Source organism: Streptomyces sp. Isolate_45, from assembly GCF_024721315.2.
Taxonomy (GTDB): domain Bacteria; phylum Actinomycetota; class Actinomycetes; order Streptomycetales; family Streptomycetaceae; genus Streptomyces.
The window spans coordinates 98-20,610 of the sequence record NZ_JANFAK020000142.1; the positions used below are offsets into that span (position 1 = coordinate 98).

Below are 20,513 nucleotides of genomic sequence, written 5' to 3' on the forward strand. Positions count from 1 at the left end.
GCGGCCCGACACCCCGCGCGACCCCGCCGCGGCGCCCCGGCGTCCCGGCGGTCACACCGCGGCCCCCGGGGAAGCCGACGACGCCCACCCCGACAACCACGCCCACGGACCCGGAGCCCGACCCGGGCACCCCGACGCCCACCGTCACCCCGACGCCCCCCGAGACGCCGCCCGCGACCGCCACGACCCCGGCGACGACTCCCGCGAGCGTCAGCGCCTCGGCCGTCGAGGGCTCCCCGACGGCCACCACGGCGTAGCGCCCGGCCCAGGACACGGCGAAGGCCCCCGGGAATCGTCCCGGGGGCCTTCGCCGTGTCCGACGTACGGCCGCGCGTCAAAAACAGGGAGGTCAGAAAAGGCGGAGCTTGTCGTCCTCGATGCCGCGCATGGCGTTGTAGTCGAGCACCACGCAGGCCATGCCGCGGTCGTTCGCGAGCACGCGCGCCTGCGGCTTGATCTCCTGCGCCGCGAACACGCCACGGACCGGGGCCAGATGCGGGTCGCGGTTCAGCAGTTCCAGGTAGCGGGTGAGCTGTTCGACGCCGTCGATCTCCCCACGTCGCTTGATCTCCACCGCGACCGTCGCGCCGGAGGCGTCCCGGCACAGGATGTCGACGGGGCCGATGGCCGTCATGTACTCGCGCCGGATCAGCGTGTAACCCTCGCCCAGCGTGTCGATCCGGTCGGCGAGCAGCTCCTGGAGGTGCGCCTCGACGCCGTCCTTGATGAGCCCGGGGTCGGTGCCCAGCTCGTGGGAGGAGTCGTGGAGGACTTCCTCCATGGTGATGATGAGCTTCTCGCCCGCCTTGTTGACGACGGTCCAGACGCCCGCGTCGTCACCGCTCCCCTCCTTGAGGGTGCACGGGGGCGACATCCAGTTGAGCGGTTTGTACGCCCGGTCGTCCGCGTGGATCGAGACACTGCCGTCGGCCTTCACGAGGATCAGACGGGGTGCCGAGGGCAGATGGGCGGTGAGCCGGCCCGCGTAGTCGACGGAGCAGCGGGCAATGACGAGACGCATGGTCGGCAACGCTACTCGACGGATGCGCCTCCACGCGATTCGCCCCTGAAAGCCCCGTTCGCCGATGGCGCGTTGTATGCGCATTCTCCTGGTGCGGTACCCGGTGGGCGCCTACCGTGGTGAGCGGGAGGTCGTCGAGCGTGCACGCTGCGTCGCGATCTCCTTCCCTGCCCGTAAGGCTCCGGCAACCCAACGGCCGGGGTCACGAGAGGAGAACCCATGTCGCTCGACGTCTCACCGGCCCTACTCGAACAGGCCGAGCGAGGCGAGGTCGACGAAGCAGCCTTCGTCGACTGCGTCCGGACCTCCCTGCCCTACGCATGGGAGATGATCAGCTCGTTGACGGCCCAGCTGGAGGTTGAGGGCGGAGAGTTCGCCGACAACCAGACGCCGCCGCCGGACGAGCAGGCGCGCGGGCAGCTGCTGCGCGCGCTCGCGAGTGACGCGATACGTGGTGCGCTTCAACGGCACTTCGGGGTGCGCCTGGCATTCCAGAACTGCCACCGTGTGGCGGTCTTCCCGCTGGATTCCTCGTCGGATGAGAGGCACGCCCGGTTCACCTCGATCCGTGGCCAGCTGCTCAACCAGTCGCCGGAGATGCGGGACTGCTAGCAGGACCGGTACTTCGCTGCCGCTCCGTGTCGCGGGAGGTGCGACTGACACCGGAGCGGCAGCCCAGGCCCGGTCCACCGGGCCTCAGGTCCCGACCGCCTCCAGGCGCGGCAGCACCTCGGCGCCGAGGCGTCGTACGTTCTCCTCGGTCGCGGCTAGGTCTCCGGAGCCTTCCGTCAGCAGGGCGAAGCGCGTGATCCCGGTGCGTTCCGAGGTCGCCGCGAGCCGGTCCGCCGCCAACCTCGGGGTGCCGACCGGATGCAGGGCGCACAGCAGTTCCGTGTAGGCGACGGGATCGCGCATCGCGCGCTCGCGGCCGTCGACCGTGACGTGCGCGTCCAGGCCCTGACGGAACCATCCGGGCATCGCCTTGACCAGGGTCTCGCGGGCGTCCGCCGTCCGGTCCGCCAGCTGGCAGACGCCCGCCGAGACGTGTCCGGCCGCCCGTACGGCGTCGGGCGCGTGCCCGGCCGCCAGTGCGGTGCGGCGCCACATCGCGACCATCGCGGCCTTGTCCTCGTCGCCGCAGTGCATGCCCAGCAGCATCGGCAGTCCGCGCTCCGCGGCGGTGCGCACCGACGCCGGGGAGGTGCAGGCGACGATCACTTCAGGCCCACTCCCGTCGCCGTCCAGCGCCTCGTCCGGCCGCGGTACGACGGCCACCTCGCGGAAGGAGTGCCGGTCGCCGGCCGCCCCCACGCGCGGCTCGGTCAGCCAGCGCCGCAACAGGTCGAGGTCCTCGCGGAAGCCGCTCTCGTACGCCGCCAGGCCGCCCCCGAACACCTCCAGGTCCACCCACGGGCCGCCCCGGCCCACCCCGAGGGTGAACCGGCCTCCCGAGGTGACGTGCAGCAGGGCCGCCTGTTCCCCGAGGGCCACCGGGTGCGTGCTCGGCAGCACGCTCACCGCGGTCCCGACCCGCAGCCGCCGGGTCCGTCCCAGCAGCAGTGCCGCCAGGGTCACCGCCGACGGGCAGACCCCGTACGGCACGAAGTGGTGCTCGGCCAGCCAGACCGAGTCCAGCCCGGCCTCCTCGGCGACCTCGGCGGTCCGCACCGCCCGGTGCAGCGCCTCCCCCTGTCCCTGGCCCGGAAACTGGGCCGCCAGTACAAACGCTCCTACGCGCATCGCCCTTATCCTCCTCGCGGCTGACGCGGCCTCCCCCAGGCGGACCGACCCGCTGATGGCATCAACGTCTGATGGCAACAACGTCTGACACGTGCCAAAGGCACGGCCTCACCGGAAAGTTATTGAGATTGTCGGGCCGGTCCGTCGACGTGGTCCGGCCGTCTCCGGCCTTCTCCGGCCACCCTGCGGGTACCCCGGCTCGCTGCGCGTAGTCTGGGAGAAAGTCACTGCCCGCCGCCCTTTCGTGAGGTATACGTGTCACCGCGCCACAACCGCCCCAGGGGCGGCGAGACCCCGGACGAGCGACCCGGAACCGGCCTCGACCGGTTCGGGCTGGAGCGGACCGAGGAGTACCAGGGCGAGGAGTGGAAGGTCCGGCACGTGGCGGGCGCCGCCGCGGCGGGCAAGCGCTACCGCTGCCCCGGCTGTGACCAGGAGATCCCCTCGGGCACCCCGCACCTCGTGGCCTGGCCCGAGTACGGCGGCGTGGACGATCGGCGGCACTGGCACAAGGCCTGCTGGAACGCGAAGGACCGCCGCACCACGAAGGTGCAGCGGTCCCGGAACGCGCCCAAGTACTGACCGGGCCGGCGCGGCCTCAGACGTCCCGGCGCCGCACCACGACGTACGAGGCGGCGACCGCGGCCCCCGTCACGGTGAGGAGCAACAGGAGTTGGGCCCCGTTCCCGGGGACCGTTGTTCCCTCTATCGTCGCCTCGTCCTGGAGCCCGAAGAACTGGACCAGCGCGAGCGGGGCGTTGTACCGCAGGACGGCCGCCCCGATCCCCGCCGTCGAGGGCCAGGCGGTCAGGATGGAGCCGAGGACGGGCGGCAGGGTCACCACGCCCAGCATCACGGCGATGCCCCCCGCGGAATGCCGTACGAGCGCGCCGACGGCCAGGGCGAGGACCCCGAGCAGGGTGACGTAGAAGCAGCCGCCCAGCGCGCCCGCCCACGCCGAGACCCACCGGGACCCGTCGGGCGAAGCCTTGTGCACCAGGGCGGCGGACAGGCCGACGACTGCTACTGAGCCGACGATGACGGCGAAGGAGACGGCCCCGAAGACGAGGTACTTGGCGGTGAGCACCCGCGTCCGCTCGGGGGCCGCCGTGAAGGTGGTGCGGATCAGTCCGGTGCTGTACTCGGAGCAGATCGTCAGCACGCCGAGGACGATCACGGCGACCTGCCCGACCATGAGGCCGAAGAGGGCCGGCCCCGTGTAGGGCGTCTTCATGTAGTCCGCGCCCCGGGTCTGGACGATGGCCAGCAGGCCCACGCCGACGACCAGGGCCACCAGCGAGCCGAGCGTCCACAGGGTGGAGCGCACCGAGGTCAGCTTCGTCCACTCCGAGGCCAGCGCGTGGCCCAGGTGCGGCCGCGGGGTGGGCATCGGCGAGGTGTAGGTCGTGTTCGGGGCGGGGCGGCCGGTCATCTGTGGTCCTCGGAGGTGCTCTGGGCCGTCTCGGGCGTCCGGGCCGTGTCGCCCTGTCGTACGGCGGGGGCGAGGTCGGCGGCGCTGCCGGGCATCAGGAAGGGCTGTCCGCCCGCCGTGGGGGGCGGGGGAGCGAAGAAGCTCGCGGCGGTCTCCGTCGGGACCTCGGTGGCGGCTGCCTCCTCCTCCCAGTCGGGAACGGTCAGCGGTTCGGGCTCCCACAGCTCGGCGCGGGGGTCCTCGGTGGAGGTGTACTCCAGGGAGGACTGCGTCATCCGCATGTAGGCCTCCTCCAGCGAGGCCCGGTGCGGGGACAGCTCCCACAGCCGCACCCCGGCCTCGTGGGCGACGTCGCTGATGCGGGGGAGTTCCAGTCCGGTGACCCGCAGGGCCCCGTCCGTCTCCTGGAGGACGCGGCCGCCCGCCTTGACGAGCGCCGTGCCGAGGGCGGCCCGGCCGTCGGGCCGGTCGGCGGCGGGCCGGACCCGCGCGAATCCGGCCGAGTTGTGCGTGATGAAGTCCTGGGCGCTCATGTCGGCGAGCAGCCGGCCCCGGCCGATGACGATCAGGTGGTCGGCGGTCAGCGCCATCTCGCTCATGAGGTGCGAGGAGACGAAGACGGTGCGGCCCTCGGCCGCGAGCTTCCGCATCAGGTTGCGGACCCAGAGGATGCCCTCGGGGTCGAGTCCGTTGACCGGCTCGTCGAAGAGGAGCACCTGGGGGTCCCCGAGCAGGGCGGTCGCGATGCCGAGGCGCTGGCCCATGCCGAGGGAGAAGCCCTTGGTGCGCTGCCGTGCGGCGTCCTGGAGGCCGACGACGCCCAGTACCTCGTCCACCCGCTTCTCGGGGATCCCGGAGAGCTGGGCGATGGACAGCAGGTGGGTGCGGGCCTTGCGGCCGCCGTGCATGGCCTTGGCGTCGAGGAGGGCGCCGACGTGCCGCTGGGCGTTGGGCAGCTCCCGGAAGGGGGAGCCGTTGATCGTGACGTGACCGGCCGTGGGCCGGTCCAGGCCGAGGATCATGCGCATGGTGGTGGATTTGCCGGAGCCGTTGGGCCCCAGGAAACCGGTGACGTGACCCGGCCTGACCTGGAACGACAGCTGCTCGACGGCGGTCTTCGCGCCGAAGCGCTTGGTCAGGCCGACTGCCTCGATCATCGTGCTGCCCCTTGCCAGGCCCGGAAGGCTCTCGTCCGTATGAGCTTTAAGAGGGTATCGAGCCTACGTCGGTTCCCACCCGGACCGAATCCCTGAGCTCCCCCTGAGATCCGGCTCCGGGATGTCCCGTAGTACCCGGGGCGTCCGTCCTGCGACGGACGCCCCGGGTACGCCTAGGTCACGCGTCGCGCTTCTTCAGGACGATGTAGCCCCCGAGTACGGCGGCGAGGGTCCACAGCACCATGATCCCGAGGCCGCCCCACGGTCCGTACGGCGTTTCGCCGCTGTCCATCGCGCCGGGCACCACCTGCATGATCTTGGAGCCCGCCTGGTCCGGGAAGTACTGCGCCACCTTCCGGGTCGTCTCGACGGCTCCGAGGATGGTCGAGACCAGGAAGAAGAACGGCATCAGGATGCCGAGCGCCAGCATCTGGCTGCGCAGCATGGCGGTCACGCCCATCGAGAACAGCGAGATCAGCGCCATGTAGAGGCCGGCGCCGATCACCGCCCGCAGGACGTTGTCCTCGCCGATCCCGATGCTGCGGTCGCCCAGGACCGCCTGGCCCAGGAAGAACGAGATGAAGCTGGTCAGCAGACCCACGACGAGCGCGAGCGCCGTCGCGACGGTGAGCTTGCCGAAGAGGAAGCCCGCCCGGCCCGGCACGGCGGCCAGCGAGGTGCGGATCATGCCCGAGTTGTACTCGCTGCCGACCACCAGGACACCGAAGACGATCATCGCGAGCTGCCCGAGGGTCATGCCCGCGAAGCTCGCGAGGGTGGGGTCGAAGGTGATCTGCTGTTCCTTCGGCATGTCGTCGAAGGTGGAGTTGAACAGCGCGCACAGCGCGGCGCTGATGCCGACGGTGACGACGAGCGCGGAAGCCAGGGTCCACGTGGTGGAGGCGACCGTGCGGATCTTGGTCCACTCGGAGCGGAGGACTGCGGAGAAGGCCATGATCACTCGCCGCCCTTGCGCGTCGCGTCGAAACCGGCGCCCCAGGCGGCGGCGTCCACCGGACCCGGCGTGGGGCCGGCCGGCGGGCCGGACACGCCCGGCGCGTGGGCGTGGTACTCGACGGAGTCCGCCGTCATGCGCATGAACGCTTCCTCCAGTGAAGCCCGTTGCGGGCTGAGTTCGTGCAGCACGATCTGGTGCTGGGCGGCCAGCTCGCCGAGCCGCTCCGACTCCACACCGTCGATCTCCAGCGCGCCGGTGGCCGGCACGCTGATGGCGGTGATCCCGGCCTCGTGCAGGACGTCCTTGAGTCGTTCCTGCTGCGGCGAGCGCAGTCGGACGAAACTCCGCGAGTTCTGCTGGATGAAATCGGCCATCGACAAGTCGGCGAGGAGCTTCCCTTGTCCGATCACCACCAAATGGTCGGCGGTCAGCGCCATTTCGCTCATCAAGTGGGACGAGACGAAGATCGTCCGTCCTTCCGATGCCAGGCCCTTCATGAGATTGCGGATCCAGAGAATTCCCTCAGGGTCCAGACCATTGACGGGTTCGTCGAACATGAGGATCTCCGGATCCCCGAGCAGCGCGGCGGCGATTCCCAGCCGCTGCCCCATCCCGAGCGAAAATCCTTTCGACTTCTTCTTCGCCACGGCCGTCAACCCGACCAGGTCCAGGACCTCGGCCACCCGGCTCTCCGGGATCCGGTTCGACTGGGCGAGGCAGAGGAGGTTGTTGTAGGCGCTGCGCGCGCCGTTCATGGCTTTCGCGTCGAGCAGCGCTCCGATGTACTTCAAAGGCTCCGGCAGGTCCCGGTAGTGCTTGCCGTCGATCCTGACCGTCCCGCTGGTCGGGTTGTCGAGGTCGAGCATCATGCGCATGGTCGTGGACTTCCCGGCCCCGTTGGGGCCGAGGAAGCCGGTGACCACCCCCGGTTTGACCTGGAAGCTGAGGTGGTCCACGGCGGTCTTCGCGCCGAATCGTTTGGTAAGGCCCTCAAGCTCGATCATGCCGACACGCTAGAACGCCGAAGGGCCGTACGCCACCTCGAACGGGTGACATACGGCCCACGGAACCACTGTTTCGCTACCGGCGCGTAGCAAATGCCTTCGGGAGGAAGCCCTAGCGGCTCTGCTGCGCCGGAACACCACGGGTCACCGGCTCGTCGTCGATCGGGGTACCCGCGGCCGCCACGGCCGCGCCCGTCAGCGTCGCCAGCATCTCGCGGACGTTGGTCAGCTGCGCGTTGATGGAGTCGCGACGGTTGGTGAGCGCCGCCAGCTCGCGCTCGGACTCGCTGCGGATCCGGTCGGCCTTGGCGTTGGCGTCGGCGACGATGTCCTCGGCCTGGCGCTGCGCGGTCTCCACGGTCTGGCGGGCGCGGCGCTCGGCGTCCGTACGGAGCTTCTCGGCCTCCAGGCGGAGCTGCTCCGCGCGGTGCTCGATCTCCGCGAGGCGCTTCTCGGCCTTCTGCTGACGCGAGGCCAGGTCGCGCTCCGACTGCTCGCGGCGCTTGGCCAGGTTGGTCTCGAAGTCCGCGGCGGCCTGGGCGGCCTTGGCGCGGGTCTCCTCGAACAGCGCGTCGGCCTCCTCGCGCTTGGAAGCCGCGTCCTTCTGCGCCTCCGCACGCAGGGTGGAAGCGTCACCCTTGGCCTTCTCGACGATGCGGACGCCCTCGTCCTCCGCCTTCGACTTGCGGTCCGACGCGAACGACTCGGCGTCGTTGCGCACCTGCTGGGCCGCCGACTCGGCCAGCTCCCGGTGCTGCTCGGCCGCGCGACGGGCCTCCTCGCGCAGGTCCTTCGCCTCCTCCTCGGCCAGCCGCAGGATCTTCTCGACCCGGGCGCCGAGGCCGGCGTACGACGGCTCGGCGTCGCTCACCTGGGCCTGGGCGTTCTGCGTTTCGAGGTGCAGCTCCTCGATCCGCTTTTCCAGAGAGTTGATACGTCCTAGGGCGCTGTCGCGGTCGGAGACCAGCTTGGTAATGCGGTCGTCCACCTGACCGCGGTCGTAACCACGCCGCACGAGCTCGAAGCCGAAGGGGGAGTGAGAGTCGCTCATGGGGTTCCTGTCGAATGAGACCAATGAGGTGCTACGTGAGGTGTTAAGGGGAATCCTAGGCGCCCGGGCGGCGTGTCATCGAGTCAATCCGTGTTTGCCCTGGACAATGACACCCCTTTTGAGTGGCAAGGCGACGGATTGCTGGTCACTCGTCCGCCTGAACCTTCATCAGGAGCACACATCGGCAGCACACATCATGCGTTCCGACTACCCCTCGGATGTCTTGCCACCCGAACGAGTGGAACCCGCTGTTGCGCCGGCCTTCACGCCCCCCGCGCCCTGGCCGCCCAACAGGGGCTTTCCGCCACCCGAAGGTGCCTCGAATGATTCCAACGCCTCAAGAACGTCCTGGACACGGGAGATCTCCGCCTGAATGTCCTCGCGCCTGCGCACCAGGACCTCCAGCTCCCGCCGGCCCTCCTCGACCAGCCGCTCCGCCTCCGCGCGGGCCTCCGACAGCGCCGCCTCGGCGATCCGGACCAGTTCGGCCTTCTTCGTCTCGGCCTCCTTGAGCAGCGCCTCCGCCTTGCGCACCGCCGCGATCCGGACCTTGCCGGCCTCGCTGCTCGCGTCCGACACCAGGGCCTTGGCCTTCGTCTCGGCCTCGACGCTCTGCTCGGTCGCCGCCCGCACCAGCTTGTCCACGCGCTCGCCGGCGGACTTCATCTGCTCCGACGACTCCCGACGGGCCCGCTCGTGCAGCTCCTCGACCTCGGACTCGACCCGCGAACGCAGCTCCTCGGCCCGCTCCCTTATGGCGGCCGCGTCCGTACGCGCCCCGACCAGCAGCTCGTCCGCGTCCGTACGGGCCTTCTCCACCGTGGAGTTGCCCTCGACGGTCGCCTCCGCCGTGATCCGCTCGGCCTCCTTGCGCGCCGCGTCGACCATCGCGTCGGCCTGCTCCTCGGCCGCCGTGGTGGCGGCCAGGGCCTGCCGGCCGGCGTCGGCGGTGAGCTTGTCCGCCTCCGCCGAGGCCTCCGTGATGAGCCGGTCCACCTGCTCCGCGGCCTCGCTGCGCCGCTTGTTGGCCGCCTCACGGGCCTCGTCCAGCAGCCGCTCGGACTCGGTACGGGCCTGCGCGCGGGTGCGCTCGGCCTCGGACGCAGCCTGCGCCTTGACCCGCTCGGCCTCCGACCGGGTACGCGTCGCGTGCTCCTGCGCCGAGGACAGCGACTCGGCCGCCTCCGCGCGCAGCCGCTCGGCCTCGGTCCGCGCCTCGCCGACCGTGCGCTCGTTGTCCTTGCGGGTCTGCTCGGTGAGCTTCTCCGACTCGGAGACGGCCTCGGTGATGAGCCGGTCCGCCTGCTCGGCGGCCTCGGTGCGCAGCCGACCGGCCTCCGTGCGGGCCTCGTCGAGCGTCTGCTCGGCCTCCCGCTCGGCCGCGGCCAGGGTCTCGTTCGCCGCGACCGTGACGCGGTCGGCCTCCGCGGTGGCCTCGCCGATGATCCGGCCGCCCTCCGTACGGGCCTCGTCCAGGGCGTTCGCCGCCTCGGCGAGCAACCGCTCCGCCTCCGCGGCGGCCTCGCCGACGGTGGCCTCGTTCGCCGCGCGGGTCTCCTCGACCAGCCGGTCGCCCTCGGCGCGCGCGTCGACCAGGATCCGCGTCGAGTCCCGCTCGGCCGCGGCGAGCGTCTCCGCCGCCTGCGCGGTGAGCCGCTCCGCCTTCGCGGTGGCCTCGCCGACGGTGGCCTCGTTCGCCGCGCGGGTCTCCTCCGTGAGGCGCTCGGCCTCGGCCGCCGCCCCGGAGACCAGCCGGTCCGCCTGCTCGGCGGCCTCGGTGCGCAGCCTGCCCGCCTCCGTACGGGCCTCGTCGAGGGTGTCCGCCGCCTCGGCGCGGGTCGCGTCCGCCGCGGCCAGCGCCTCCGCGGTCAGCCGCTCGGCCTCCGCCGTGGCCTCGCCGACCGTGAGGGCGTTCGCCGCCAGGGTCTCCGCGGTGACGCGCTCGGCCTCCGCCGTCGCCTCGGCGACGATCAGGCCGCCCTCGGTGCGCGACGCCTCCAGGGACTCCGCCGCCTCGCCGCGGATCCGGTTCGCGTCGTCCCGGGCGTCCGCCCGGGTCCGCGCCGCGTCGCGCTCCGACGCCGCCAGGGCGTCCGTCGCCTCGGTGCGCACCCGCTGCGCGTACTCCGCGGTGTCGGCCCGCAGTTGCTCGGACTCGGCGATCGCGTCGCCGACCGTGCGCTCCGCGAGGGCCTTCGCCGCGTCCGTCTCGATTCGGGCCTCGTCGCGGACGCGGGCCGCGTCCTCGGCCGCGCGCTCGCGTTCCGCCCGGGCGTCGGCGCGGACCCGGTCCGACTCCTCCTCCGCCTCGGTGCGCGTACGCTCCGCCACGTGCTCGGCGGCGCTGCGCAGTCCGGCGATCTCCTCCTCGGCCTGCTCGTGCAGCCCGGCCACGGCGTCGCGGACCTGCTGGGCGGTGGCCTCGGCCGCCGCGACCACCTCGGACGCGCGCCGCTCGGCCTCCTCGGTCAGCCAGACCGCCTCGGCGGTGGCCTCCTCGGAGCGCTTGCGGGCCTGCGCGAGGAGTTCCTCGCTCTGCTCGCGGGCCTGAGCCCGCTCGTTGCCGGCGTCCGTCCGGGCCGCCGACAGGGTCTCCTCGGCCTCCCGGCGCCGCCGCGCGGCCTCCTCCTGGGCGGCCGACAGGGCCTCGGCGGCCTCCGCCGCGACCCGCTCGGCAGCCGCCTTGGCCTCGGAGCGCAGCCGGTCCGCCGTCTCCTGGGCCTCGGTGCGCAGCCGCTCCGCCTCGACCTCGGCCTCGCCGCGCAGCCGTACGGAGACCTGCTCGGCCTCCGCGCGGACCCGCCCGGCGTCGTCCGCCGCGTCGGTGCGCAGCTGGTCGGCCTCCGCCTGGGCCTGGGCCTGGAGGGTACGGATCCGCTCCGCCGACTCGGCGCGCAGCCGGTCGTTCTCCTCGGTCGTCTCCTTGCGGACGGCCTCCGACGCCGCGCGGGCGTCGCGCAGCGTCTGCTCGGCCGTCGTCAGGCGGGTCTCGGCGTCCGTGTGGAGCCGGACCAGTTCCGCGTCGGCCTCCGCGCGCTTCGCGGCGAGGGCCTGCTCGGTCTCCTCGCGCCGGGCACGGGCCGCCGCGTCCGCCTCGGCGGCCACGGCCTGCGCCTGCTCCTCGGCCTCGGCGCGCAGCCGCTCGGCCTCGGCGCGGGTGCGCTCCAGGGTCTCCTCGGCCTGCCGGCGCAGGGTGGTGGCCCGCTCCACGGCCTCCGCGCGGACCCGCTCGCTCTCGGCGGTGGCCCCGCCGCGCAGTTCGTCGGCGTCCGACTTGGCCTTGCCGAGGAGCTCCTCGGCGGTACGGGCCGCCTCCTCGATCTGCTGGACCGCCTCGCGGCGGGCCTCGCCGCGGATCCGCTCGCCCTCGGCGACGGCCTCCGCGCGCAGCTGTTCGGCCTCGCCGCGCAGCCGGCGGGCCTCCTCCTGCAGCTCGACCGTGCGGGCCCGGTACTCCTCGGTGTCGTCCTTGGCGGCGCCCTTGAGCTCGTCGGCCGTGGTCGCCGCCTGGGCGCGCAGCCGCTCCGCCTCGGACTCCGCCTCGCGGCGGATCCGTTCGGCCTCCTCGGACGCGGCGCGGGTGGTGGCCCGGGCGTCCTCCGAGGCCTTGTTCAGTACGTCCTCCGCCGTGCGCGCGGCCTTCGCCAGCTGCGCCGCGGTGTCCTCGGCGGCGGCCGTACGGGCCTGCTCGCCGGCCTCGGTGCGCAGCCGCTCCGCCTCCGCGCGGACGTCGGCCAGGGCCTGCTCGGCCTCCGCCTTGAGGGCCTCGGCCTCCTTGGTCGCCTCGCCGACCAGCCGGGCGACCTGCTCCTTGGCGGTCCGGGTGCGCTGCTCGTTGACGGATTCGACCGAGGCGAGCTGCCGGGCGGCGCTCTCCTTGGCCTCCGCGAGGAGGGTCTCGGCCTCCGAGCGGGCCGAGCGCAGCGCCCCGTCGGCCTCCTGCACCCGGGCCTCGGCCACCCTGCCGAGGTCCATGGTCTGCTGCCGGGTCTGCTCGGCCTCGGCGGTGGTGGTGCTCCGCAGCCGCTCCGCGTGCTCGGTGGCCTCCTGGGCCTGGGCGGAGGCGGCGGCCAGCAGCCGCTCGGCCTCCTTGCGGGCGCGCAGCAGGGTGGACTCGGCCTCGCCGCGGGCGGTCTCGGTGTCGGCGGCCAGCCTGCGGCGGGCCTCCTCGACGGTCCGGGCGGCCTCGGCGCGGGCGGCGTTCAGCGCCTGCTCGGCCTCGGCGCGGGACTCGTCCATGAGCCGGCGGGCCTGGGACTCCGTACGGGCGCGCAGTTGCTCGGCCCACGCGACGTTCTCGTTGACGTGCGCCTCGACGGTCTGGCGGCGCTCGTTGAGCTCCTGGTCCAGCCGCTGGCGGCGGTTGACGGCCTCGGAGTGCAGCTCGGCCTGCAGGCGCGCCTGGTGCTCGGCGTGCTCCTGGAGGATGCGCTGGGTCTGCGCCCGGGCGTCGCGCAGCTCGCGCTCGGCGTCGGAGCGCATCTGGTCGGCCTGGATCTGGGCATTGCGGAGCAGTTGCTCCGCCTGATAGCCCATGTCCGCGCCGTCGTAGGCAGGGCGGGACGCGAGATTGCGGCGTACCTCATGGAGCTTGGCGCGCAGCACCTCGACCTGGTAGCCCAGGTCTTCCGCGTGCTGGACGGCCTTCCCGCGCTCCTTCTTCAGCCGCTCCATCTCGGCCTCGAAGCGCGAGAGGTGGTCGGCCTCGGCCTGATGGCTCTCCTGGCTTTCGTAGCCCCGCACAGCGCGGTCCCATCCGTCCCCTGGTCGCAAGCTCATTTCCAAATGAGCATCGCTCGCCCGCTGAACGACGCCCCCGGGGGAATGGTGTCAGATACCGGGGCAGGGGTCACAGGCCCCGACCCCGTCTCCGCACCGAACCCCGGCCGAGCCATGGCCACTCTACCGGCCGGGGAATCGGGACATCAGTGCGCTCTCGACGAGATGCCCGCCCCGGGGCACCGGGAGGATCCCGGCGGGCGGCGCCGAATGCGAGGTTCGCGGTGTTCGTCCGGGCTCTTCGGGTCAGTGGGAGGCGGTCGGGTCCTCGGGCTTGGAGGTGACGAGTTCGGTGAGGACGCCGTGGCAGTCCTTCGGGTGCAGGAAGGTGATCCGGGAGCCCATGGAGCCGATGCGGGGCTCGTCGTACAGGACGCGGACGCCCTTGCCGCGGATGGCCTCGGCGTCACCGTCGACGTCGGCGGTGCCGAACGCGATGTGGTGGACGCCCTCGCCGTTCTTGGCGAGCCACTTGCCGACGGCCGAGTCCTCGCGGGTCGGCTCCAGCAGCTGGAGGTAGGAGGCGCCGCCGTCGGACGTCTCGTTGATCTTGAGCATGGCCTCGCGGACGCCCTGCTCCTCGTTGATCTCGGAGTGGAACACCTCGAAGCCGTACGTGGCACGGTAGAACTCGACGGTCTTGTCCAGGTCGAAGCAGGCGATCCCGATGTGGTCGATTCTTGTCAGCATGGGAACACTTCACCGCCGAGGAGGGTGGTCACGCAACGTGCCAGCGATCACACCGACTGCCCGGTGACTGCGCGGGTACCGCTCAGTACATTCAGGTAAACCCTCGTTCACTCCTCAGCTTCCCTTGTTGAAAGGGGATCCGCCTCATGTCCGGATCGAACAGCACCACTTCCGTGATCGTCGCCGGGGCCCGCACGCCCATGGGACGCCTGCTCGGCTCGCTGAAGTCCTTCTCGGGAGCCGACCTCGGCGGTTTCGCCATCAAGTCCGCGCTGGAACGGGCCGGGATCTCCGGCGACCAGGTCCAGTACGTGATCATGGGCCAGGTGCTCCAGGCCGGCGCGGGCCAGATCCCCGCCCGCCAGGCCGCCGTCAAGGCGGGCATTCCGATGAACGTCCCGGCGCTCACCATCAACAAGGTCTGCCTCTCGGGCCTCGACGCCATCGCGCTCGCCGACCAGCTCATCCGCGCCGGTGAGTTCGACGTCGTGGTCGCGGGCGGCCAGGAATCGATGACCAACGCCCCGCACCTGCTGCCGAAGTCCCGCGAGGGCTTCAAGTACGGCGCCATCGAGATGCTCGACGCGATGGCCTACGACGGCCTCACCGACGCCTTCGAGAACATCGCGATGGGCGAGTCCACCGAGAAGCACAACACCCGCCTGGGCATCGAGCGCGCCCCGCAGGACGAGTTCGCCGCGGCCTCGCACCAGCGGGCCGCCGCCGCGCAGAAGAACGGGATCTTCGAGGCCGAGATCACCCCGGTCGAGATCCCGCAGCGCAAGGGCGACCCGGTGCTGTTCTCCTCCGACGAGGGCATCCGCCCCGAGACCACGGCGGAGTCCCTCGGCAAGCTGCGCCCGGCGTTCGCGAAGGACGGCACCATCACCGCCGGCACCTCCTCGCAGATCAGCGACGGCGCCGCCGCCGTGGTCGTGATGAGCAGGGCGAAGGCGGAGGAGCTCGGCCTGGAGTGGATCGCCGAGATCGGCGCCCACGGCAACGTGGCCGGCCCGGACAACTCGCTCCAGTCGCAGCCGTCGAACGCGATCGCGCACGCCCTGAAGAAGGAGGGCCTGGAGGTCGCCGACCTGGACCTGATCGAGATCAACGAGGCCTTCGCGGCGGTCGCCGTGCAGTCAATGAAGGACCTCGGGGTGACCCCGGAAAAGGTGAACGTCAACGGTGGCGCCATTGCCCTGGGCCACCCGATCGGCATGTCCGGCGCCCGCGTCGTGCTGCACCTGGCCCTGGAGCTCAAGCGCCGCGGCGGTGGCGTCGGAGCGGCCGCGCTGTGCGGCGGCGGCGGTCAGGGCGACGCCCTCGTGATCCGCGTTCCGAAGGCGTAGGCGGCCGTATGACGACGGTGGACGTCCCCACGCTGGTCGCGCAGGCCCGCGAGGGCCGGCCGCGGGCGGTGGCCCGGCTGATCTCACTGGTCGAGGGGGCGTCGCCGCACCTGCGCGAGGTGATGGCCGCCCTGGCCCCGCTGACCGGCGGAGCGTACGTGGTCGGCCTGACCGGTTCGCCCGGCGTCGGAAAGTCGACGTCGACCTCGGCCCTCGTGTCGGCCTACCGCAAGGCCGGCAAGCGGGTCGGGGTGCTCGCCGTGGACCCGTCCTCGCCCTTCTCGGGCGGGGCGCTCCTCGGCGACCGGGTCCGGATGTCGGACCACGCCGGCGACCCGGGCGTGTACATCCGCTCCATGGCCACCCGGGGACACCTGGGCGGCCTGGCCTGGGCCGCCCCGCAGGCGATCCGGGTGCTCGACGCGGCCGGCTGCGAGGTGATCCTGGTCGAGACGGTCGGGGTCGGGCAGTCGGAGGTGGAGATCGCCTCACAGGCCGACACCTCGGTGGTGCTGCTGGCGCCGGGGATGGGCGACGGGATCCAGGCCGCGAAGGCCGGGATCCTGGAGATCGGCGACGTGTACGTGGTGAACAAGGCCGACCGGGACGGCGCGGACGCGACGGCCCGGGAGCTGAACCACATGCTGGGCCTGGGCGAGGCCCGCGGCCGGGACGACTGGCGGCCGCCGATCGTCAAGACGGTCGCGGCCCGCGGCCAGGGCATCGACGAGCTGGTCGAGGCGCTGGAGAAGCACCGCGCGTGGATGGACGAGCGGGGGGTGCTGGCCGAGCGCCGGGCAGCCCGCGCCGCGCGGGAGGTCGAGACGATCGCGATCACCGCACTGCGGGCCCGACTCGCCGACCTGCACGGCGACGCCCGGCTCGACGCGCTCGCGCGCCGCGTCGCGGAGGGCGAGCTGGATCCGTACGCGGCCGCCGACGCCCTGCTCGACAGCCTGACGGAGGCCTGAAAGCCGGGCGGGGCGGCCCGGGGCGCATCGCGCGCCCCGGGCCGCCCCGCCGTCACGCAGGGGGTCCTACGGGTCTTGCGTTCCCGCGGGCGGATCTCAGTTGTCGTCGTTGCCGTCGTTGTCGTTGCCACCGTCGTCCGAGGACACGGTGACCTTGCCGTCCGTGGAGCTCACGTCGTAGTTCGACGTCTTGCCGTCGGCGGCCTTGACCTCGACGTTCCAGTGCGGGGCGGAGCCGTTGTCGTCGTCCCAGTCGACCGACACGACCGTGCCCGGGTGCGCGGCGAGGGCCGCCTTCATCGCGGCGGCGGCGGTGATCTTCGCTCCGACCAGGCGGGCGTTCTCCGCGGCGTTGTCGTCCCGGTCCTTGTTGCGTTCCGTGACCGCGCCGGTGGCGGAGACCTCCAGCTCGGCGTTGGTGACGCCGTCCTTGCCGATCACGTTGACGTGCCAGATGGCGCCGTCCTGATCGAGGGACTCGACGACACCGGGGAAGTGCTTGAGGGCTGCCGCCGCCGCTCCGCCCGCGTCCACGTCCACCCGCGCGACGGCGGATGCGGGGGCGGTTCTCGACGAGTCGGCGGTCGCCGCCGACGCGGCTGCCACCGGACCTCCGGCCATCAGGACGACGGCCGCGGCCGCGGAAACGTACAGGTTGCGCTTCATGGGCTGGACCTCCTCGGGCCGGCCGGGCGCTTACGGTCGCTCGGCGGACGGCCGGCTGTGAGCGATTACCGCCCATTGTCCGGCCGCCCGTCGGGTACGGCGCCTCGGAGTCCCCGCGGCTCAGATCTTGCCGCGGCTGCCCCGGAGGTGTTCCGCCACCGGGCCCAGGGAGTCGCGCAGGGCCGTCAGCGATGCCGGGGACAGCAGGTCGATGAAGTGTTCCCGCACGGACGCCACGTGGTGCGGGGCCACCTTGCGCATGGTCTCCATGCCCTCGTCCGTCAGGACCGCGTACAGGCCGCGGCGGTCCGACTCGCAGTTCTCCCGGCGGACCAGGCCGGACGCCTCCATTCGGGTGATCTGGTGCGAGAGCCGGCTCTTGGACTGCAGGGTGGCGGTGGCGAGGTCGCTCATCCGCATCCGGTGGTTCTCCGACTCCGAGAGGTTCACGAGGATCTCGTAGTCGTTGTTGGTGAGTCCGAAGGGCTGGAGATCCTTTTCCAGCTGGTGCATCAGTAGTCGGCTGACGTCCAGGTGGGTGCGCCAGGCGCACTGTTCGGCATCGGTGAGCCAGCGGGTGGCCGTTTCGGTCTCCATGAATGAACTCTACCTAAGAAGTTGAATTACGTACAAAACTCGGAAGATCTGCGGATGGCCGGAGATCCGTGGAAGGTCACAGGCCGAAGCGCCGTTGCAGATCACCCAGCTGTCCCGGCATGCGGGGCACGCCGACCTGTCCCACCGGACCCTGGCCCGCGCCCGGAACGCCCTGCGCGTTGCCGCCGACCGCGCCTGCGCCGACCGCGCCGACCGCCTGCTCCGCCATCAGCATCTCGGAGGACTGCAACAGCACCGTTCCCGCCCCCACGAACTCGAACTGGTGCTCCTCGCCCGACGCGCCTCCGATGCCCGTCAGCGAGCGGAGCCCGCCCATCACGCCCGACATGTAGCCGTGGTCGTAGTGGTGGCACGGGGAGGGGCAGTCGGCCCAGCCCACCAGCGCCTGCGGGTCCACACGCAGCGGCGGCTCCATGAACACCACCGGTCCGTTGGACGCAGCCACGAACTTCCCGGTTCCGATCAGGGTCAGGAAACCCGGGACGATCGACTGCTTCAGCGCGAGGGTGGGCTGGTAGGCCAGCAGGTTCCCGGAACGGATCGTCAGGTTGCCGTTCTCCAGGTCGAACGAGTTCACGTCGAAGGCCCGGTCGGCGAGCAGCATCTTGCCCTGCCCCTCGGCCACCACCCAGTCGCTCGCGTGCAGCGGCGAGTGGAAGCTGGTGCGCAGCAGCCGGTCGAAACGACCGTGGCCGATCCCGTTGAACTCGATGTTCCCGTAGTACGAGATCATCTTGCCCTTCTGCAGGAACCACTGGCTCCCCTTGAGCTCCACGCAGAAGGTGTAGGGGTTCACGTTGTCGTCGGAGGGCAGGGTGTACGGGTCGAAGACCGTCGGCCCGCCGGGCCCACCGGTCACGGGACCAAAGTTCACAGCTTCTCCTCCGAGGCCTGTACGTACACCGCGCCCTGGCCGGACAGCTCCAACTGGAACGCCTCGCCCGAGCCGCGCCCCACCATGTCGCGCCAGCCCAGCGCGGCGGAGAGCTTGTTCCTGACGTCCCCGTGGTGGGCGACGTACGCCTGCGGGTCCACGTGGATCGGGCGGTTGGGGGTGATGGGGAGCTCGATGACCCCGCCGTGGGCCATCACGGCGACCGCGCCGTGGCCCTTGAGGGTGGTGGTGAACAGGCCCTGGCCGCTCACCTGGCCGCGCACCATGCCCATGACGCCGCCCTGCGAGCCCATGAACATGGTGCCCTGCTGGAGCGTGCCGTCGAAGGCGAGGAGGCGGTCGGCCTCCACGTACAGCGTCTCGCCGGACAGGTTGATCACCTGGATGTGGTGGCCGCCGTGGCCGAACATCACGGTGCCGCTGCCCTCGACCTCCATCAACGGGGTCTGCTCGTTCGCCACCCGGCGTCCGATCATGCCCATCACGCCGCCCTGACCGCCGGTCAGGCTGGGGGTGAAGGAGACCTCGCCGCGGTAGGCGAGCATCGCGCCGCGCTGGCTGTACATCTTCCGGCCCGGCACCACCTGGGCCTCGACCATCTTCGAGTTGATCTCGCGGAACGGCATCAGACGTCGCCCCCGACGGTGTTGCGCTCGCTGGGCTGCACGTAGACCAGGCCCTCGCCCTCGAAGCGGATCTGGAACGCCTCGCCCGAGCCCTCGCCGATCAGGGTGCGGAAGTTCACCCCGGACTGGAAGGACTGCCGGAGGTCGCCGGTGTGCGCGACGTACGCGCCCGGGTCCACCGAGAGCGGGTACTGGGCGCTGACGCGCAGCACCACCGCCGGACCGTCGGACATGATCGCCGCCCGGCCGGAACCCTCGATGGTCGTGGTGAAGAGCCCGTTGCCCGTCGACGCGCCGCGCAGGCCGGTGAACGAGGTACCGGTGCGCAGGCCCGCGTCGGCGCACAGCAGGTTGCTGGACTCCACGTAGAGCTTGTCGCCGTGCAGGTCCACGAGGTTGATCTCGCTCGCGCGGTCGGCGAAGAAGCAGGTGCCGTGCCCCTGCACCTCCATCACCGTCATCTGTTCGCCGGTCAACCGGCGGGTCACCATGCCGCGGAGGCCTTCGCCACCGCCGGTCATCTTCTTGAAGGACATCTGACCGTCGTACGCGACCATGGCGCCGTTCTTCGCTTTCACGGCGTCACCGGTCAGGTCGACGGCGAGCACCTTGCTGCCTTGGAGTCGGAACTGAGCCACGGGAAAGAAGGTATCCGCAGCAGGCTGGGCGGAACAGGGCCCTGTGGCCGATATGCGCCACACTCGACCCCGCCCGGGACCCGGGGGAAGATCTTCGGGAGCGGCTGAGAGACTGGGACGGACCCCCGGCCGCCACCCCCGAAGGTTCCACGTGGACATCAAGACCGCCTCCGCCCTGCACCGACTGCGCCTCATCTCCGTCCCGGAGGCACTGTCGTTCCCGGCCCTGCTGATCTTCGGCTCGCTGCTGAGTCGGGTCTCGGACATCGACTTCCTGATGATGCCGCTCGGCATCCTGCACGGCATCCTGTTCGTGATCTACGCGGTGTTCCTGCTCGATGTCTGGAACAAGGCGAAGTGGCCGGTGAAGAAGGTCGCCCTGTTCTTCGTGCTGGCGCTGCTGCCCTTCGGCGGCCTGTACGGCGACAAGCTGCTCAAGCGCGACGAGGCCGACAGCGTCGTGGCCGCCCGCGTCGCCCGTGAGGCGGCGCAGGCATGATCATCGCGTTCTCGGTGACCCCGCTGGGCGTCGGCGAGGAGGTCGGGGAGTACGTCGCCGACGCGGTCCGTGTCGTGCGCGAGTCCGGCCTGCCGAACCGCACCGACGCGATGTTCACGACCGTGGAGGGCGAGTGGGACCAGGTCATGGACGTGGTCAAGCGCGCGGTGGCCGCCGTCGAGGCGCGGGCGCCCCGGGTCTCCTTCATCCTCAAGGCCGACATCAGGCCGGGAGTCAGCGACGGGATGACCTCCAAGGTGGAGACCGTGGAACGGCACCTCGCGGAGGGCTGAGCCCGGCCGCCCGTCCGAGAACGGTGAAGTGCCCCCGGCTCCGGCCGGGGGCACTGCCGTGTCCGGGCGCGGGGTCGCGGGGGTTCAGTCCCGGGCGCGGCGGGGCCCCCCGACCGCGTAGTAGGG

At 71.7% G+C, this 20,513-nt stretch carries 21 protein-coding genes; 6 read left to right on the top strand and 15 right to left on the bottom strand.

Annotation, left to right across the window (positions count from 1 at the left end; translation table 11 throughout):
• Positions 1–274 (bottom strand): hypothetical protein (locus NOD94_RS32080; protein ID WP_281209689.1); only part of this gene is annotated, 274 nt, incomplete at its 3' end.
• A gap of 75 nt (positions 275–349) precedes the next feature.
• A complete protein-coding gene (gene nucS / locus NOD94_RS32085; RefSeq protein ID WP_281209690.1) occupies positions 350–1,021 on the bottom strand; it encodes an endonuclease NucS in 672 nt (223 codons plus the stop codon).
• A 219-nt stretch (positions 1,022–1,240) separates the two neighbouring features.
• On the opposite strand from nucS, the gene NOD94_RS32090 reads away from it, so the two are divergent.
• A complete protein-coding gene (locus tag NOD94_RS32090; RefSeq protein ID WP_281209691.1) occupies positions 1,241–1,633 on the top strand; it encodes an SCO5389 family protein in 393 nt (130 codons plus the stop codon).
• 84 nt (positions 1,634–1,717) lie between these two features.
• Here the strand turns inward: NOD94_RS32090 and NOD94_RS32095 are convergent, their stop codons facing one another.
• Positions 1,718–2,761: an LLM class flavin-dependent oxidoreductase gene (locus tag NOD94_RS32095; protein ID WP_281209692.1), complete on the bottom strand. Its 1,044-nt coding sequence runs from the start codon at positions 2,759–2,761 to the stop codon at positions 1,718–1,720.
• 255 nt (positions 2,762–3,016) lie between these two features.
• Here NOD94_RS32095 and NOD94_RS32100 point away from each other — a divergent pair, with 255 nt between their 5' ends.
• Positions 3,017–3,343, top strand: coding sequence for an ATP/GTP-binding protein (locus tag NOD94_RS32100; protein ID WP_281209693.1), 327 nt, complete (start codon positions 3,017–3,019; stop codon positions 3,341–3,343).
• Between the two features lie 16 nt (positions 3,344–3,359).
• Here NOD94_RS32100 and NOD94_RS32105 read toward each other — a convergent pair whose 3' ends face one another.
• The 7 genes from NOD94_RS32105 to mce all read right to left on the bottom strand — a co-directional run bounded on the left by NOD94_RS32105 (position 3,360) and on the right by mce (position 13,832).
• Positions 3,360–4,193, bottom strand: a complete 834-nt coding sequence (locus NOD94_RS32105) for an ABC transporter permease (RefSeq protein ID WP_281209694.1) — start codon at positions 4,191–4,193, stop codon at positions 3,360–3,362.
• On the bottom strand, positions 4,190–5,350 hold the full coding sequence (locus tag NOD94_RS32110) for an ABC transporter ATP-binding protein (RefSeq protein ID WP_281209695.1): 1,161 nt from the start codon (positions 5,348–5,350) through the stop codon (positions 4,190–4,192). Before NOD94_RS32110 ends, NOD94_RS32105 begins: the two co-directional genes overlap by 4 nt.
• A gap of 178 nt (positions 5,351–5,528) precedes the next feature.
• Positions 5,529–6,308, bottom strand: coding sequence for an ABC transporter permease subunit (locus NOD94_RS32115; RefSeq protein ID WP_281209708.1), 780 nt, complete (start codon positions 6,306–6,308; stop codon positions 5,529–5,531).
• Positions 6,308–7,312, bottom strand: a complete 1,005-nt coding sequence (locus NOD94_RS32120; RefSeq protein ID WP_281209696.1) for an ABC transporter ATP-binding protein — start codon at positions 7,310–7,312, stop codon at positions 6,308–6,310. The genes NOD94_RS32115 and NOD94_RS32120 overlap by 1 nt, the downstream gene beginning before the upstream one ends.
• Before the next feature lie 112 nt (positions 7,313–7,424).
• Complete coding sequence (locus NOD94_RS32125; protein WP_281209697.1) at positions 7,425–8,363, bottom strand: cellulose-binding protein; 939 nt, start codon at positions 8,361–8,363, stop codon at positions 7,425–7,427.
• Positions 8,364–8,570: 207 nt separating this feature from the next.
• Positions 8,571–13,106 carry a polarized growth protein Scy gene (scy, locus tag NOD94_RS32130; RefSeq protein ID WP_281209698.1) on the bottom strand — a complete coding sequence of 1,512 codons (4,536 nt, stop codon included), beginning with the start codon at positions 13,104–13,106 and terminating at the stop codon, positions 8,571–8,573.
• 282 nt (positions 13,107–13,388) lie between these two features.
• The gene (mce, locus tag NOD94_RS32135; protein WP_281209699.1) at positions 13,389–13,832 is read right to left on the bottom strand and encodes a methylmalonyl-CoA epimerase; all 444 of its coding nucleotides are present in this window, start codon (positions 13,830–13,832) and stop codon (positions 13,389–13,391) included.
• A 146-nt stretch (positions 13,833–13,978) separates the two neighbouring features.
• Here mce and NOD94_RS32140 point away from each other — a divergent pair, with 146 nt between their 5' ends.
• Positions 13,979–15,181, top strand: a complete 1,203-nt coding sequence (locus NOD94_RS32140) for an acetyl-CoA C-acetyltransferase (protein WP_281209700.1) — start codon at positions 13,979–13,981, stop codon at positions 15,179–15,181.
• Positions 15,182–15,189: 8 nt separating this feature from the next.
• Complete coding sequence (gene meaB, locus NOD94_RS32145; protein WP_281209701.1) at positions 15,190–16,152, top strand: methylmalonyl Co-A mutase-associated GTPase MeaB; 963 nt, start codon at positions 15,190–15,192, stop codon at positions 16,150–16,152.
• Between the two features lie 96 nt (positions 16,153–16,248).
• On the opposite strand, the gene NOD94_RS32150 is transcribed toward meaB, so the two are convergent.
• From NOD94_RS32150 to NOD94_RS32170, 5 genes are all read right to left on the bottom strand, one after another.
• Positions 16,249–16,818: a PepSY domain-containing protein gene (locus NOD94_RS32150; RefSeq protein ID WP_281209702.1), complete on the bottom strand. Its 570-nt coding sequence runs from the start codon at positions 16,816–16,818 to the stop codon at positions 16,249–16,251.
• 120 nt (positions 16,819–16,938) lie between these two features.
• Entirely contained in the window at positions 16,939–17,415 is a 477-nt protein-coding gene (locus NOD94_RS32155) for a MarR family transcriptional regulator (protein ID WP_281209703.1), read from the bottom strand.
• A gap of 76 nt (positions 17,416–17,491) precedes the next feature.
• Positions 17,492–18,295: an AIM24 family protein gene (locus NOD94_RS32160; protein WP_281209709.1), complete on the bottom strand. Its 804-nt coding sequence runs from the start codon at positions 18,293–18,295 to the stop codon at positions 17,492–17,494.
• An 11-nt stretch (positions 18,296–18,306) separates the two neighbouring features.
• A complete protein-coding gene (locus tag NOD94_RS32165) occupies positions 18,307–18,957 on the bottom strand; it encodes an AIM24 family protein (RefSeq protein WP_281209704.1) in 651 nt (216 codons plus the stop codon).
• Positions 18,957–19,595, bottom strand: a complete 639-nt coding sequence (locus tag NOD94_RS32170; RefSeq protein WP_281209705.1) for an AIM24 family protein — start codon at positions 19,593–19,595, stop codon at positions 18,957–18,959. The genes NOD94_RS32165 and NOD94_RS32170 overlap by 1 nt, the downstream gene beginning before the upstream one ends.
• A 151-nt stretch (positions 19,596–19,746) precedes the next feature.
• Between NOD94_RS32170 and NOD94_RS32175 the strand changes: the two genes are divergently transcribed.
• A complete protein-coding gene (locus tag NOD94_RS32175; protein ID WP_281209706.1) occupies positions 19,747–20,094 on the top strand; it encodes a DUF3817 domain-containing protein in 348 nt (115 codons plus the stop codon).
• Positions 20,091–20,387: an MTH1187 family thiamine-binding protein gene (locus NOD94_RS32180; protein ID WP_281209707.1), complete on the top strand. Its 297-nt coding sequence runs from the start codon at positions 20,091–20,093 to the stop codon at positions 20,385–20,387. Before NOD94_RS32175 ends, NOD94_RS32180 begins: the two co-directional genes overlap by 4 nt.
• Positions 20,388–20,513 lie beyond the last annotated feature (126 nt).